13 protein-coding genes are annotated in these 16,463 nt (G+C 28.9%); all 13 read left to right on the plus strand.

Annotated features, from left to right (window positions below; translation table 11 throughout):
• The first annotated feature begins 2 nt into the window (after nucleotides 1–2).
• On the plus strand, nucleotides 3–1,265 hold the full coding sequence (locus tag BUA90_RS07095; protein WP_072967038.1) for a glycosyltransferase family 2 protein: 1,263 nt from the start codon (nucleotides 3–5) through the stop codon (nucleotides 1,263–1,265).
• A 13-nt stretch (nucleotides 1,266–1,278) separates the two neighbouring features.
• Nucleotides 1,279–3,675, plus strand: coding sequence for a cellulose biosynthesis cyclic di-GMP-binding regulatory protein BcsB (locus tag BUA90_RS07100; protein ID WP_072967041.1), 2,397 nt, complete (start codon nucleotides 1,279–1,281; stop codon nucleotides 3,673–3,675).
• A 134-nt stretch (nucleotides 3,676–3,809) separates the two neighbouring features.
• Nucleotides 3,810–4,727: a phosphate ABC transporter substrate-binding protein gene (locus tag BUA90_RS07105; protein ID WP_072967042.1), complete on the plus strand. Its 918-nt coding sequence runs from the start codon at nucleotides 3,810–3,812 to the stop codon at nucleotides 4,725–4,727.
• Between the two features lie 140 nt (nucleotides 4,728–4,867).
• Entirely contained in the window at nucleotides 4,868–5,752 is an 885-nt protein-coding gene (gene pstC / locus BUA90_RS07110) for a phosphate ABC transporter permease subunit PstC (RefSeq protein WP_072967075.1), read from the plus strand.
• A 21-nt stretch (nucleotides 5,753–5,773) separates the two neighbouring features.
• Nucleotides 5,774–6,604 carry a PstA family ABC transporter permease gene (locus BUA90_RS07115; RefSeq protein WP_072967044.1) on the plus strand — a complete coding sequence of 277 codons (831 nt, stop codon included), beginning with the start codon at nucleotides 5,774–5,776 and terminating at the stop codon, nucleotides 6,602–6,604.
• 2 nt (nucleotides 6,605–6,606) lie between these two features.
• Nucleotides 6,607–7,353 carry a phosphate ABC transporter ATP-binding protein gene (locus BUA90_RS07120; protein WP_072967046.1) on the plus strand — a complete coding sequence of 249 codons (747 nt, stop codon included), beginning with the start codon at nucleotides 6,607–6,609 and terminating at the stop codon, nucleotides 7,351–7,353.
• Nucleotides 7,354–7,535: 182 nt separating this feature from the next.
• A complete protein-coding gene (locus BUA90_RS07125; protein ID WP_072967048.1) occupies nucleotides 7,536–8,387 on the plus strand; it encodes a BglG family transcription antiterminator in 852 nt (283 codons plus the stop codon).
• 398 nt (nucleotides 8,388–8,785) lie between these two features.
• Nucleotides 8,786–10,819, plus strand: a complete 2,034-nt coding sequence (ptsG, locus tag BUA90_RS07130; RefSeq protein ID WP_072967050.1) for a glucose-specific PTS transporter subunit IIBC — start codon at nucleotides 8,786–8,788, stop codon at nucleotides 10,817–10,819.
• A 286-nt stretch (nucleotides 10,820–11,105) separates the two neighbouring features.
• Complete coding sequence (locus BUA90_RS07135) at nucleotides 11,106–11,369, plus strand: HPr family phosphocarrier protein (protein ID WP_072967051.1); 264 nt, start codon at nucleotides 11,106–11,108, stop codon at nucleotides 11,367–11,369.
• A gap of 14 nt (nucleotides 11,370–11,383) precedes the next feature.
• Complete coding sequence (gene ptsP / locus BUA90_RS07140) at nucleotides 11,384–13,090, plus strand: phosphoenolpyruvate--protein phosphotransferase (RefSeq protein WP_072967053.1); 1,707 nt, start codon at nucleotides 11,384–11,386, stop codon at nucleotides 13,088–13,090.
• A 131-nt stretch (nucleotides 13,091–13,221) separates the two neighbouring features.
• The gene (locus BUA90_RS07145) at nucleotides 13,222–14,562 is read left to right on the plus strand and encodes a glucose-6-phosphate isomerase (RefSeq protein ID WP_072967055.1); all 1,341 of its coding nucleotides are present in this window, start codon (nucleotides 13,222–13,224) and stop codon (nucleotides 14,560–14,562) included.
• 229 nt (nucleotides 14,563–14,791) lie between these two features.
• Nucleotides 14,792–15,646, plus strand: coding sequence for a class II fructose-1,6-bisphosphate aldolase (locus BUA90_RS07150; RefSeq protein ID WP_072967057.1), 855 nt, complete (start codon nucleotides 14,792–14,794; stop codon nucleotides 15,644–15,646).
• A gap of 23 nt (nucleotides 15,647–15,669) precedes the next feature.
• On the plus strand, nucleotides 15,670–16,463 hold a 794-nt coding region (pfkA, locus tag BUA90_RS07155; protein WP_072967059.1), incomplete at its 3' end, for a 6-phosphofructokinase.

Below are 16,463 nucleotides of genomic sequence, written 5' to 3' on the forward strand. Positions count from 1 at the left end.
TTATGGGTCTGAATGTAATAGATTATCTTTTTTTGTATTCTCTATTATCTACATGGCTTCTTTTACTTATGAATATATTTCTGACTTTTAGTGGGTATAGGTTTTATATGACTTTTTTAAATAAAAAAATAGATATACTTAAGGAGATGAAAGAGTTTCCAAGTGTATCAATATTAATACCAGCTCATAATGAAGAAAAAGTTATTGATAAAACGATAAGAGCCATGTTATCTCTTAATTATCCAGAAGATAAATTAGAAGTTATAGTTATAAATGATAATTCTAGTGATAATACGGGGAAGATTTTAGAGGAGCTTAAAAAATCTTATAGTAATAGAAATTTGAAAATTATTACTACTGATAAAATAACTGGAGGAAAGGGAAAATCAAATGCATTAAACATAGGTTATAAAAATTCTAAAGGGGATTATATTGTAGTTTATGATGCTGATAATACGCCAGAAAAGCTAGCTTTAAGATATTTAGTATATTCTATAACTAATTCAAAGGAACTTGGTGCAGTAATAGGAAAATTTAGAACTAGGAATAAAAATAAGAACTTTTTAACAAGGTTTATAAACATTGAAACTTTAAGTTTTCAGTGGATGGCACAGGCTGGGAGATGGAAATTGTTTAGACTGTGTACTATTCCAGGAACGAATTTTATCATTAGAAGGAGTATACTTGAAAAATTAGGAGGATGGGATATAAATGCTATAGCAGAAGATACTGAAATAAGTTTTAGAATATATAAAATGGGATATAGAATAGGGTTTATGCCACTAGCTGTAACATGGGAGCAGGAACCTGAAAAACTTAAAGTATGGTTTAAACAGCGAACAAGGTGGGCAAAGGGGAATATATATGTTCTTGTAAAGTATTTAAGGAATATTTATAAAGAAAAAACTAAGAGCGTTTTATTTGATTTATATTACTTTTTTTCAGTATATTTTTTATTTCTTTCATCAGTGATATTGTCTGATATAATTTTTATTTTAGGATTGTTTACTAATATAAAGATAAGTTTGTCGGGTAGTTTTTTTATAATTTGGATTCTTGCTTATGTGTTATTTATTCTTGAAGTTAGTATAACACTAACTATGGAAAAGGGCGAAAGTAATTTTAAAAATATTTTATTGGTTGCTCTTATGTATTTTTCGTACTGTCAACTTTGGATGATAGTAGCTGTAAAGGGAGTAGTATTATATTTTAAAGATGTGTTGTTAGGAAGAGAAGCTCAGTGGTATAAGACAGAAAGATTTTAAGTGAGGTGAAGAAATGAAAAAAATTATTTTGTTTATTTGTGTTATGCTTTTTTTTAATTTATTAACGTCTAGTTTGTTTTATTCTTATGCAGATACAAATGAAAAATATGTAATTCAAGTTGGAGTATTTGAAAAAAAATTTAATGCTGATAAGGTATATGGACTTTTAAAAGAGAATAATTTTCCTGTATATATGCGAAAAAGAGATAAATTCTGGATTTATGTAGGTCAGTATGATTATAAAATGGAGGCAGAGAAAGTTCTTGCTGCGATTAAACAAATAGGGATTAATGGATATGTAAAAAAGATATACAGCAAAGTAAATTCTACTATTAATGTAAATAATGCTTTTTCAAAATCAGTTAAAACAAATATAAATGATGTTCGAATAAAATCTAAGAATTATCATCTAAATAAAGATATAAAAATAGATGGTGTTTTTGGCAATTATACTTTTTTTATAAAAGTCGATAAACATTGGCAAATAAAAAATAATGCTTATTTTGAGTTGATTTTTAGTCAAAGCCAAATAAAAAAATATAAAAATTCTACTTTAACAGTAGAGATTAATGATTTTCCTTTATATAGTGTACTTTTATATGATAAAGGTGTTAACAGAGAGAGAATAAAAGTACCTATTCCATTAGATAAAATTAATGAAGGTTATAATGAAATAAAAATAAAATGTTATCACAGAATTACAGATGAACCTTGTGCTGATATTATAAACCCTGCAAATTGGATAGTATTTCATAAAGATTCGTATGTTCATATAGAATTTATCGAAAAACAAGATAAATTAAGCTTAATTGATTACCCGTATCCTTATTTGAAGGAAAACAGCAATACACCAATAAATAATGTAATAATTATTCCAGACAATTATCATAATTATGAACTTAATGCGGCTGTAATTTTAGCAGCTAATTTTGGACAAAGATTTCCTTATAATAAGTTTGATACAAATGTTTTAAAATTTAGCGAAGCTGTTGATAAGGGAAAGAGTAATATTATATACATTGGAAGTAGAGATAATACTCCAAAAGAAATATTGTCATTAATATCAAAAACGGAAATTAATTCTATTTCAGATAAAGCATTAATTAAAGAAGTTATTTCACCGTACAATAGTAAGTATAAGATTTTATTGATTTTATCAGATAATAAAATAAGTATGTTAAAGGCTGTAAAAGTGCTGTCAGATGATAAGATGGTTTTACAAATGGACAAGCCATATCAATTTATATCTAATACGATTAATATAAATGAAAAAAATATTTCAGAATCTGAATATATTTCACTAGAAGATTTGGGTTATTCAAATATAAAACTACAGGGAATATTTTATCAAAAAGTAAATTTTGGGGTTAATATACCAAAAGATTGGATTATAAAAGAAGGAGCTCTTTTACACATTGATATGAGGTATTCTGAAGTTTTAGATTTTGATAGGTCTTTGGTAACAGTATACTTAAATGGTATACCTATTGGCAGCAAAAAATTATGTTATGAAAATGCTAATAATGATGTTTTAGAAATAAAAATACCAGATGAAGTTAAGGATAGTAATTATTATAACTTAGAAGTAGTTTTTTACTTTGAATTAGATAGTCAGGAGTGTAATTACAGGAGAGATAGTAATTCTTGGGCATATATTTCAAAACAGTCTTATTTATATTTGCCTCACGATAGGATAAAAAATAGTTTTTTTGAAAATTATGAAAGTCCTTTTATAAAAAATAAGAAGTTTAATGATTTAGTTATTGTAGTGCCAGAAAATTTATCTTCTTATGAAATGAAGGTAATTGCAAGTATAGTAAGTGCATTAGGACGTAATGTAAACAGTTTAGAAAATATAGAGATTAAAACTTCAAGTGAATCTAAAGACAAATTTAAAGGTAAAAATTTAATTGTTATTGGTACTCCACATGGAAATAATTTAATTAAACAGATTAATAATCAATTATATATTAAGTTTGATAAAGATTTTAGTAGATTTCTATCTAATGATAAATTAACATTGTTAGAAGATTATAATAAAGATTTAGCATCTTTGCAGTTAATTAAATCGCCATTTGATGAAAACAGGACGGCACTTATAATTACAGCAACTAAAAAAGAAGGTTTAAATTGGGCTAAAAATTTTTTAACGGATTTTGAATTTGTAACTAGATTAAAAGGAAATGCAGTAATTATAGACAAATATGGTAATGTTCAGTTCCAGTATTATGGAATACTTGAAGAAGAAAAACAGAATAAACATCATAAAGAGAACGTCAGTAAAAATGAAAAACAAAATATTAAAAGATTAATATTAAGTAGACAGATTAGAAATTATATCTTTTTTGTCATATCTATTCTATTATTTATAATCATAAGCTCTGTGCTGATAATGAGGAAGAAAAGATAATAAAATTTTTAGTTATAAATAAAGTTTATAATTAAATTAAAATTATAGATATTCTTTATAGATAAGGATTAATAAGTAAAATTTTGTTATAATTACGTAGGATGGCTTATATTAACATAGGGAGGAAAAAAAGTATGAAAAGGTATTTAGCTTTAATTTTGACAGTTGTTTTAGCATGTGCATTATTTTTGTCAGGATGTTCTAAGAAAGATAAAGATATGGCAAATACAGAAGAAAAAGATAAAATTAAAATTGGCATTGCATTATCATTTAAAGGTTCTTCAACATTAGCTCCAGTTATTACTAAACTTACAAAGGATTTTGCTGAAAAATATCAAACGTGGGATAAAATAGATGCAAGTTTGCCAAACAAAAAAATTGAAATATTTGTTTCAGGAGGCGGTTCTGGAGCAGGAGTAAAATCTATTATAGATGGCTTAAGTAATTTCGGTATGGTTTCTAGACCTGTTAGTGATAAGGAAAAGGCTAAGATAAAGGGTTATAAGGAATATAAATTAGGTACAGATGCGTTAACTATTGCAGTTAATCCTGGAAATGAAATTTATAAGGTAAAAGATAGTATAAGCAGTGAGGAACTAAGAAAGATATTTTCAGGTGAATATAAATATTGGGATGAATTGGACAGTAGATTACCTCATGAAGAAATAGTTTTAGTAACTAGAGATATTGGAGGAGGAGCTCATAAAGTATTTCAAAAAAAGGTTATGGGTGATGTAAAGGTTAGTGAAAATGTTATTCAAGCACCATCAATGGGGGCTTTAGTTGCTAAAATTATTGAAAATAAAAATGCTATTGGTTATGCGTCATTTGGTGTTGTTAATCAAAATAAAGGCAAAATAATACCATTAAAAGTTGATGGAGTTGAACCTACTAAGGAAAATATTATTAGTGGAAAATATAAAATATCACGTCCATTACTAATTATAACTGATGGAGAAATTGATGAGCTTGAAAAGATATTGATTGATTATATAACTTCAGATGAAGGTATGAAAGTTGTAGAAAAAATGGGATTTGTTCCAGCGAGATAATTATTAAGCCAGAGGTTAAAACCTCTGGTTTTTAATGTATCGTCAAATTTGGAAGAAATAAAGATGCTTCGTTTTTGTTTAATGACCTAAATTGGAACTAAAAAGTATCGAAGGTGTGTTTATTCTTGGAAGGTGAAAATATGAACATAAGAATATATAGAAAAATAGAGATAATATTTGCTTTCTTTATGAAAATTTTTACTAGTTTTTCTGTATTATTATTAGCGTTTATCATTTTTTTTATTGTAAAAGAAAGTTTTGAGTTATTTCAGAGTATTTCTATTTGTAAATTTATTTTTAGTGATACTTGGAGACCTACTTCAGAGCCTTTTGAAGTTGGAATATTACCTATGATTTTAGGTTCATTATACGTTTCTATGTTATCTATGGTCATATCATTACCAATAAGTGTAGGTATATCAATTTTTTTAAATATAATTCTTACTAAAAGTATGAGGAAATTAATGAGAGTTATAGTAGATTTAATGGCTGGCATTCCATCTGTTGTATATGGTTTTTGGGGTTTATTGGTGATTGTCAAATTTTTTGAGGATAAATTGTCTTTTTGTACAGGAGAATCAGTTCTAGCAGCAGGATTACTTTTATCTATAATGATTATTCCATATATAGTTGCAGCATGTGATGAATCTGTAAAAAAAATACTCGATAATTATAAAAATACTTCTATGGCATTAGGTGTTTCAAAATGGCATATGGTTAGGTATTTGATTTTACCTAGCTGTTTGAGAGCAGTTTTTTTAGCTTCTATTCTCGGATTTGGTAGAGCTTTAGGAGAAACTATGGCAGTCATGATGGTAATAGGAAATAGTCCCATATATCCAAAGTTATTGGGAAGGGCTCAGACTATACCGGGATTAATAGCACTTGAAATGGGTGGAGCTGAAGTAGGAAGTATTCATTATCATGGATTATTTGCTTCAGGATTTATATTGATGTTTATCTTATTTATAATAAATGCTGCGTTTTATTATATTAGAAAAAATTATATTGATGACAGATATTAAAAAGATTGAAGGAAGGTTGATATGAGTAGTAAAAAGCATTTGCTTATAAAAATTTGGACTGTGATGAGTGGATTATTATTTTTAACAGTTGTTATATATATATTCGGATTTATAATTATAAAAGGCATTAATTCAATTAGTTATAGATTTATAATTGAAAAGCCAGATGGTTTTCCACTCGGGACAGAAGGAGGTATTTTTCCAGCTATAGTTGGTAGTATTTGTTTTACTTTAGTTGCAGTTATATTTGCATTGATTACGGCTTTTGCAACTTCAGTGTATATAGTATTTTATGAAAAAAATGAAAAAGTAAAGAGTTTTATTAGATTTATAATAGGAACGATAGCAGGGATTCCATCAATAGTGTTGGGATTATTTGGATATAGTTTTTTAATAGTGTATTTAAATTTAGAGATTTCTATATTAACCGGAGGGATAGTTTTAGGGATAATGATATTTCCATTCATAGAGGTCAGATTTGAAAAAAGTTTTTTAGAAGTTAATAGGGGATTGATAGAAGCTTCTTATTCAATGGGAGTAAATAAGTTTTATACAATCTTTAATATGGTATTACCTATTTGTTATAGAGATATGCTTTCTGCAATTTCTATGGCAGGCAATCTGGCTATGGGAGCTACAGCACCAATCCTCTTTACAGGTGCGGTTATATATGCTCCTGTACCTAAAAGTTTATTTTCACCTGCTATGGCACTGCCAATGCATTTGTATATATTGATAAGCGAAGGCATATCTTTGAAAAATGCATATGGAACTGCATTAGTTTTACTTATGATTCTTCTGATAATGAACGGATTGCCTGTTATTTTTACTATGTGGAAGGGAGAAGATTGATATTGAGTTATATATTGGAGGTAAAAGACTTAAAAGTGAGTTTTAAAGATAAAAAGGTATTAAGAAATATTAACGTTAAATTTAAAAGAAATAAGATTACGGCAATTATAGGACCGTCAGGATGTGGAAAGTCGACTTTTTTAAAGACATTAAACTGTTTGATTTTAGAAGATAGTGAAGCGTCGGTATATGGAGATATTATTTTTAATTCAGAGAGTATACTAAGTATGGAAAGAGAAATTGTACGTCAAAAAATTGGCATGGTATTTCAAAATCCAACCCCTTTTCCTTTATCTATATATAAAAATATGGAATATGCACTTAAATTTTATGGAGTTAGTAGGAAAAAACGGCATGAAATTATTAATGAAAAATTAAAACTTACAGGACTGTATGATGAAATAAAAGATTCATTAAATAAAAGTGCATTAAAGCTTTCTGGAGGGCAACAGCAGAGATTATGTATAGCAAGAGCTTTAACAGTCGAACCAGAAATTTTATTGTTAGATGAGCCTTGTTCTGCATTAGATGTAAAAAACACTTTAAATATTGAAAAGTTGCTGACTGATATAAAACAAAAATATACGATTATTATAGTAACACATAATCTTCCGCAAGCTAGAAGGATTGCAGATGAAACATTATTTATGCTCGATGGAGAGGTTATTGAATTTGATGATACAGAAAAAATATTTAAAAATCCTTCTGACCAGAGAACAAAAGAGTATATATTTGGATTATTTGGTTAGATGTAGTGAGTATTTTATGAAAAATAAAAAGAAGATGATGTCATAATTTATTTTAAAAATCGTAAATAAGTATAGAATAATAGTATACATTTCCATTGACATTTAAGAGAAAATGGAATAATATATAATTCGCATTAATAAATAGAATTTTCAAAATATAATATATAATGACGGTGATGAATATGGAAAAATATACCATAAAGAAGATTTTAAGTAATAATGTAGTATTGGTTGAGAGAAATAAGCAAAATTTAATATTGGTTGGAAAGGGCATCGGTTTTGGGAAGAAAAAGGGTTATGTTATAGGAAATTCTGAAATTATAGAGGAGAAGTTCATATCTTTAAAAGGTTTAAATGAAGATGAATATGAAAACTTTTTAGAAACAGTAGACCCTAAAATTATAGAAATATCTAAAAATATTATTGAAATGGTAGAGGAAGAATTAGGAGAAGAGTTAAATCCAAATATTTATTTAGGATTTATCGACCATATAAATTTTGCAATAAAGAGATTAGAAGAAGGCATTGAAATTGTAAATCCTTTTCTTTTTGAAACGAAGATTTTATATCCTGTAGAATATAGATTAGCTGAAAAGGCAGTAGAAATTTTAAAGAAAGACCTCAATATAGATATACCTAAAGCTGAAGTTGGCTTTTTAACGCTTCATATTTATGGTGGTAGAGCTAATAGGAGTAAAAAGGAAGCATTGGAAAATTCTATACTCATTAATAAGGTTTTAGAGGTTGTTGAAAAGAAAATAAAAATGAAAATAGATAAAGAATCTTTTATATGTAGAAGATTTATTATGCATCTTATAGGTGTTATAGATAGGGTTTTAAATGATAAATGTCATAGAAATAATTTAGTTCCAAAAATTAAAGATGAACTTAGGTATGAATTTTCAATAGCATATGATATATCTAAAATTATGGAAAAAATATTAAAAAAGCCTGTACCTGAAAGTGAAATTGGATATATAGCACTTCATTTGCATAAAATCAATAATTTAAGAGAAGAAATTATTGAGAATTGAGAATTGAAAATTGAGAATGGAGAATTGAAAATTGATAATTGAGAAATTATAGAGATTTGGTTTTAAAATTTGTAGTTTGGAATTTTATGTGAATGTTTGTAATGTTGGAGAAAACAAAAAAATAAAAAAACATGTTGAATGAGAAAACGTTTTGTGCTATAATTTTTTTAGCAACTGGCGGCTTTTGCAAAGCAATAAGTTCAATATTTGACAATTAAATATTTATAGTTTTTACGTGTTACTGATTCGATCAGGCATGAGTAAAAGGTTTTAATTAGTGAAATAATAAATTTATTATTTCACTCCTTTGCTCATGCCTTTTTAATTTTCAAAAAATTTTCAAAGTAACAATTAAAGCAACATTACAAAGTAAAAAGAAAGGGAAAGGTGAGGTGTAAATGTCTAAAAAAGCGTTTGGAGTATTACAACAAATTGGTAAATCATTAATGCTTCCTGTTGCTTTGCTACCTGCTGCCGGAATATTATTAGCTTTTGGTAATACATTTCAAAATCCAGTTTTTCTAGCAAAAGTACCTGCTTTTAATGCAAGCTGGATTCAATTAGTAGCAAAAGTTATGGAACAGTCTGGCGGTATAGTATTTTCTAATCTACCACTTTTATTTGCAGTTGGTGTAGCTGTTGGACTAGCTGGTGGAGAAGGAGTTGCAGGTATAGCTGCAGTAATTGGATATTTAGTTATGAATGTTACAATGGGTATTTTAACTCAAGCATTAAAACCAGAAATAACAGAAAATATTCGTGCATTTACAGAAGTTTTAGGAATTCCTACTTTGCAAACAGGTGTATTTGGCGGTATTATAGTTGGTATTTTGGCTGCTAACATGTATAACAAGTATTATAGCATTGAATTACCTCCATATCTAGGATTTTTTGCAGGAAAGAGATTCGTTCCAATTGTTACAGCATTTTCTTCATTATTTTTAGGTATTGCAATGGTATTTATATGGCCTACAATTCAAGGACTTTTAAATGCATTTTCTCATAGTATGATTGATACAAATAAAACATTAGCTGCATTTGTATTTGGTGTAGTTGAAAGGTCATTGATACCATTTGGATTACATCATATTTTCTATGCACCATTCTGGTTTGAATTTGGAGAATATATGGATAAAGCAGGACATCTTGTACGTGGTGACCAAGCTATATTCTTTGCACAGCTTAAAGACAATGTACCTTTAACAGCTGGTACATTTATGACAGGTAAGTTTCCATTCATGATGTTTGGTTTACCTGCAGCAGCTCTTGCTATGTATCATGAAGCTCGTGAAGAACATAAAAAATATGTTGCAGGTATCATGGCATCAGCAGCACTTACATCATTTTTAACAGGTATTACTGAACCAATTGAATTTACTTTCTTATTTGTAGCACCGGCTTTATTTGCAGTTCATGCGATTTTTGCAGGTTTATCATTTATGACAATGCACATTTTAAATGTTAAAATTGGTATGACATTTTCAGGTGGAGTTATAGACTTTTTACTATTTGGTGTACTTCCTAATCGTACAGCTTGGTGGTTAGTTATATTAGTTGGATTAGTATTTTCAGTAATATACTATTTTGGATTTAGATGGGCAATACGTACATTTGATATAAAAACTCCTGGACGTGAAAAAGACCCAGATGTAGATATTGACAATAAAGTATTGGAAACAGGAGATTTAGCAGTAAATGTATTACAGGCACTTGGCGGAAAAGAAAATATTAAGACATTAGATGCTTGTATAACTCGTTTGCGTGTAAGTGTTCACGATATAGGTAAAGTAAACAAAGAAAGATTAAAAAGCCTTGGTGCTGCTGGAGTTTTAGAAGTTGGTAATAATATACAAGCTATATTTGGACCAAAATCAGATCAGTTAAAAACTCAAATTAAAAATGTAATGGCAGGTAAAATTACAAGTAAAACAAATCAAAGTAGTGACAATAATAAAAAAAGTGCTAAAATAGTTAAAGGTGAAGATTTATTTGTTTCTCCATTAACTGGAAAAGTATTAGAATTAAAAGATGTACCTGATGAAGTATTTTCAAATAAAATGATGGGTGATGGATTTGCAATAGAGCCAGAAGATGGAGAAGTTGTATCTCCAGTGAATGGTAAAATAACAACATTATTCCCAACTAAACATGCAATAGGAATTTTAGCAGATAATGGACGTGAAATATTAATTCACTTTGGAATAGATACAGTAAATCTTAAAGGTGAAGGATTTGAAGCACTTGTTAAGCAGGGAGATACAGTAAAAGCAGGACAGCCTATTCTTCGTGTAAATCTTAAGAAGGTAAAAGAAAAAGCACCTTCAGTAATAACTCCAGTAATCTTTACAAATCTTTCTGAAGGCGAAAAAGTAGTATTTGAGGCAGGTAAAAAAATAAAAGCTGGAGAAAAAAACATAGTTAGTATAAAATAGATAATTGAGATTATTATGCGGCAACTAATTGTAGATATGTATCAAAAAGTTTAATATACTTATCTTATAATTAGTTGCTGCTTTCTATTGTTAATTTAACTGTAATTGAAAAAGACTTATAAAAATGGCTATCAACTGGGCTTGAGGCTAATAGCTTAAACCCCCTAAAAAATTTACAGCAAGATTTAATTGCTATTAAATTTGTTAATAATTACAAGCTATTGGCTAAAAGCCCGATATTCAAGTATAATTATAGATTAAAATATTATTTAGGAGGAGATATAAAATGGAAAGAACAGTAAAAATATTAAATGAATCAGGGTTACATGCTAGACCAGCAGCATTACTTGTAAAAACAGCATCACAGTTTAAATCTGATATTAAGATTGAATTTAACGGTAATACTTTAAATGCAAAATCTATAATGAATGTAATGAGTATGGGACTTAGAAAAGATGATGAAATAAAACTAATCATAGATGGACCAGATGCTGAAGAAGCAATGAAAGCTTTAGTAGAGCTTATAGAATCTAAATTTAATGAAGCTTAGAAGGGAGTATTTATATGAAAATCGGAACAGGAGCTTCACCAGGCATAGCATTTGGAAAAGCTTTAGTAATAAAAAATGAAGAACTAGTTATTGAAAAAAAGAGTATTGAAAATATAGAAGATGAAAAGAAGAGATTTGAAAGAGCTGTACAGGAATCTAAAGCTCAACTTTTGAATATAAAGGAAAAAGCATCCAAGGAACTCGATGAAGGAAAATCAGCTATATTTGATGCACATATTATGGTTTTGGAGGACCCTGAATTAATTTCAAGTACTTTAAGCAAAGTAGAAAGTGAAGGTATAAATGCAGAGTATGCATTTAAAGAAGTGATTGAGCAGTTTATAGCTATATTTGAAGCTATGGACAATGAGTATATGAGAGAAAGAGTTTCAGATTTAAAAGATGTATCAGGCAGAGTATTTAGAAATTTAATGGGAAAAAAAGTAATAGATTTATCAGTTTTAGATGAAGAAGTTATATTAGTAGCTGAAGATTTAACACCTTCAGAAACTGTAACTATGGATAAGCAAAAAGTATTAGGATTTCTTACAAATATAGGAGGAAGAACTTCACATACAGCTATAATGGCTAGAACGTTAGAAATTCCAGCTGTTGTTGGATTAAAAGATATTACAGAAGTTTTAAAAGAAGGCGATATAGTAGCATTTAATGGAGAAACTGGAGAAGTTGTAATTAATCCTAGTGAAGAAGAGATAAATCATTATAAAGAATTAAAAGATAAATATGATAGAGAGAAAAAGGAATTGGAAAATTTAAAGGGACAGGAAAGTATAACATTAGATGGAAGAAAAGTAGAGCTTGCAGGAAATATTGGAACTCCTAATGATATAGAAGGACTTCTTAAAAATGATGCTGAAGGTGTAGGTCTATATAGAACAGAGTTTATTTACATGGATAGAGATTCACTTCCAACGGAAGATGAACAGTTTGAAGCATATAAAAAAGTTTTAGAAGCTATGAGTCCAAAACCAGTAGTTATAAGAACGCTTGACATTGGTGGAGACAAAGAAGTTTCTTATTTAAATATAGATAAGGAAATGAATCCGTTTTTAGGATATAGAGCTATAAGACTTTGTTTAGAGCAAAGAGATATTTTTGAAACTCAATTAAGAGCATTGTTAAGAGCAAGTATATATGGTAATCTAAAAATAATGTTTCCAATGATTTCTAGTCTTGAGGAGCTTTTAGAAGCTAAAAAAGTACTAGAAAAAGTTAAAAAAGATTTAGATAATGAAGGAATAAAATATGCTTCAAATATAGAAGTTGGAATGATGATAGAAGTTCCATCTGCTGCTATAATTAGTGATATATTAGCAAAGCATGTAGATTTCTTCAGTATAGGGACAAATGATTTAATACAGTATACTACTGCTGTGGATAGAATGAATCAGAAAATACGTCATCTATATAATCCATTTAACCCAGCTGTTATAAGATTAATTAAGATGGTAATAGATAATGGACATAAAGAAGGTATTTGGGTTGGAATGTGTGGAGAGATGGCAGGAGATAAGAAGATGATACCTATTCTTTTAGGACTAGGATTAGATGAATTTAGTATGAGTCCTATATCTATACTTCCTGCTAGAAAACTTATAAAATCTCTAAGCAGTGAAGAAATGAAGAAATTTGCAGATAAAATACTTAGTATGAGTACAGCTGAAGAAATAGAAAAATATATTGAAAATTATTTCAAATAAATTTATATTAAATTTAGTATTTGGGTTTAAAAGCTAATGACCATATAGGTTATTAGCTTTATGCCCATTTTAATGCTATTATAAAATAAACAGTATTTTTATAAAAATAATAGCCATTGGAGGAACCTGTTATGAAGAATATTTCTTTAGATTATTCAAATTCATTTTTAAAGGAACATGAAATTGAATACATGAAAAAATTTGTAACTGAGGCACATAAAATGCTTCATGAAAAAACTGGTGCAGGTAATGATTTTTTAGGTTGGGTTGATTTGCCGATTAATTATGATAAAGAAGAATTTGAAAGAATAAAAAAAGCTGCTGAAAAAATAAGAGAAAATTCAGATGTATTAATTGTAATAGGTATAGGTGGTTCTTACTTAGGAGCAAGAGCAGCACTAAGTGCACTGACACATTCTTTTTACAACGTGGCTTCAAGAGATAAGAGAAAAGGTCCAGAAATTTATTTTGTAGGAAACAATATAAGCGGTACATATTTAAAACATTTAATGGATGTTGTAGAAGGAAAAGATTTGAGCATCAACGTTATTTCTAAATCTGGAACAACTACTGAACCTGCCATAGCTTTTAGAATATTTAAAAAGTATATGGAAGAAAAATATGGTAAAGAAGGAGCAAGAGAAAGGATATTTGCAACTACAGATAAAGAAAAAGGTGCATTGAAAAAGCTTGCAAATAAAGAAGGATATGAAACATTTATCATTCCTGATGATGTTGGAGGAAGATTTTCAATTTTTACACCTGTTGGATTGCTTCCAATAGCAGTAGCAGGACTTGATATTGAAAAGATGATGGAAGGTGCTAAAAAAGCAAGAGAAGAATACATGGAAGAAGATTTAGATAAAAATCCATGTTATCAATATGCTGCTATTAGAAATATACTTTACAACAAGGGAAAAATTATAGAGATATTAGTTAATTATGAACCTTCTCTTCACTACATATCAGAGTGGTGGAAGCAATTATATGGTGAAAGTGAAGGCAAAGATGGAAAAGGCATATATCCTGCATCAGTAGATTTTTCAACTGACCTTCATTCAATGGGACAGTATATTCAAGATGGAAAGAGAAATATTTTTGAAACTGTATTAAATATAGAAACTCCAAGAGAAGATGTAGAAATTATAGAAGATGAAGATAATCTAGACAACTTAAATTATTTAAGTGGTAAAACTATGGATTTTGTAAATAAGATGGCATTTAAAGGTACATTACTTGCTCATGTAGATGGTGGAGTACCAAATATTGTAATAAACATACCTGAAATGAATGAATATTATTTTGGCAAATTAATTTATTTCTTTGAAAAAGCATGTGGAATAAGCGGATATTTATTGGGAGTAAATCCATTTAATCAGCCGGGAGTTGAGGCATACAAAAAAAATATGTTTGCACTACTTGGAAAACCGGGATTTGAAGAATTAAGAAAAAAATTAAGCGAAAGATTATAAAAATTTAGTTAAAAAAATAATCTGTGATAAATAAACACTTAACGGCTAATTAGTAGTAATTAATAAGTAATAATGAATATGTAAATGGGTAAATTTTAAGAAGTTATTAAGATTTACCTAGTTAATTATAATTTTTCAGTTGAAGAGAATTATGGATTAATAGAATAATTAATTTAAAAAAGTAAATACTTTGTAATAAAAAATATTGATAGAAAAGGATGGGATTTAGATGTTAGTAACAGGAAAGGCAATACTTAAACATGCTCATGAAAACGGATATGCAGTAGGAGCATTTAATGTAAATACAATGGAACAAGTTCAAGCTATTATTGAAGCTGCTGAAGAAACAAAATCTCCTGTAATAATTCAAGCAAGTCAAGGTGGACTTAAATATGCAGGAGTAGAGTATATAGCTGCAATGGTTAAAACTGCAGCTGAGAAGGCATCAGTACCTGTTGCACTTCATTTAGACCATGGTACAGATTTTAAACAAATAATGTTGTGTTTAAGAAATGGATTTACTTCTGTTATGATAGATGGTTCACATTATGAATTAGAAGAAAACATTAAAAAAACTAAACAAATAGTAGAGATGGCTCATGCAGTAGGTGTATCTGTTGAAGCAGAACTTGGAAAAATTGGAGGAACAGAAGATGATATATCAGTAGATGAAAAAGATGCAACTTTTACTGACCCAGATGAAGCAGAAAGATTTGTAAAGGAAACAGAGGTAGATTATTTAGCAATAGCAGTAGGAACAGCTCATGGACCATATAAGGGAGAACCAAAAATAGATTTTGACAGAATAAAAACTATAAAAGAAAGACTTGATATGCCTCTTGTACTACATGGTTCTTCAGGAGTTCCAGAAGAAAGCATTAAAAAAGCTGTTAGCCTAGGTATAAATAAGATAAATATAGATACTGATATTAGAATGGCATTCCATAGAGCAGTTAAAAAGTTTATATCTGAAAATCCTGATGTGTATGATCCAAGAAAAATATTAGGACCAGCTAAAGAAGAGATGAAAAAAGTTATAAAAGAAAAGATGATAATGTTCGGTTCAGCAGAAAAAGCATGGTAGAGATATAAAGGAGGAAGTAAGGTTTGAAAACAATAGGAGTTTTAACAAGTGGTGGAGATGCACCGGGAATGAATGCTGCCATAAGGGCAGTAGTGAGAACAGCAATTTATAATGGAATAAAAGTAATGGGAATACAGCAGGGATATAATGGGCTAATTAATGGAAATATAAAGGAAATGGATTTATCTTCAGTAGGAGATATTATACACAGGGGAGGAACAATCCTAAGAACAGCAAGATGTGAAGAATTTAAAACAGAAGAAGGAAGACAAAAAGCGCTTACAGTACTAAAAGTATTTGGAATAGAAGGACTTGTAGTAATAGGAGGAGATGGCTCATTTCAGGGAGCACAAAAACTAAGCCATGCAGGAATAAAGACGATAGGAATACCCGGAACAATAGACAATGATTTAGCATATACAGACTATACAATAGGATTTGATACAGCACTAAATACAGTACTGGATTCAGTAAGTAAAATAAGAGATACATCTGCATCACATGGAAGAGCAAACATAATAGAAGTAATGGGAAGACACTGCGGAGATATAGCACTTTACTCAGGACTTGCAGGAGGAGCAGAAAGTATAATAGTACCGGAAGAAGATTTTGACATAGACAGTATATGTAAGAAATTAATACAAGGAAAAAATAGAGGAAAACTTCACAGTATAATAATGCTGGCAGAAGGGATAGGAAATGCATTTGAGCTTGGAAAAGAAATAGAAGAAAAGACAGGAATAGAAACGAGAGTAACAATACTTGGACACGTACAAAGAGGAGGAAGTCCTACAGCATTTGACAGAATACTTGCAAG

The sequence above is a fragment of the Caminicella sporogenes DSM 14501 genome (assembly GCF_900142285.1).
GTDB classification, from domain to species: Bacteria; Bacillota; Clostridia; order Peptostreptococcales; family Caminicellaceae; genus Caminicella; species Caminicella sporogenes.

Coding starts and splice junctions, on each gene's coding strand:
- BUA90_RS07095 (WP_072967038.1), top strand. CDS start 3: ATGGGTCTGAATGTAATAGATTATCTTTTTTTGTATTCTCTATTATCT.
- BUA90_RS07100 (WP_072967041.1), top strand. CDS start 1,279: ATGAAAAAAATTATTTTGTTTATTTGTGTTATGCTTTTTTTTAATTTA.
- BUA90_RS07105 (WP_072967042.1), top strand. CDS start 3,810: ATGAAAAGGTATTTAGCTTTAATTTTGACAGTTGTTTTAGCATGTGCA.
- pstC (WP_072967075.1), top strand. CDS start 4,868: ATGAACATAAGAATATATAGAAAAATAGAGATAATATTTGCTTTCTTT.
- BUA90_RS07115 (WP_072967044.1), top strand. CDS start 5,774: ATGAGTAGTAAAAAGCATTTGCTTATAAAAATTTGGACTGTGATGAGT.
- BUA90_RS07125 (WP_072967048.1), top strand. CDS start 7,536: ATGGAAAAATATACCATAAAGAAGATTTTAAGTAATAATGTAGTATTG.
- ptsG (WP_072967050.1), top strand. CDS start 8,786: ATGTCTAAAAAAGCGTTTGGAGTATTACAACAAATTGGTAAATCATTA.
- BUA90_RS07135 (WP_072967051.1), top strand. CDS start 11,106: ATGGAAAGAACAGTAAAAATATTAAATGAATCAGGGTTACATGCTAGA.
- ptsP (WP_072967053.1), top strand. CDS start 11,384: ATGAAAATCGGAACAGGAGCTTCACCAGGCATAGCATTTGGAAAAGCT.
- BUA90_RS07145 (WP_072967055.1), top strand. CDS start 13,222: ATGAAGAATATTTCTTTAGATTATTCAAATTCATTTTTAAAGGAACAT.
- BUA90_RS07150 (WP_072967057.1), top strand. CDS start 14,792: ATGTTAGTAACAGGAAAGGCAATACTTAAACATGCTCATGAAAACGGA.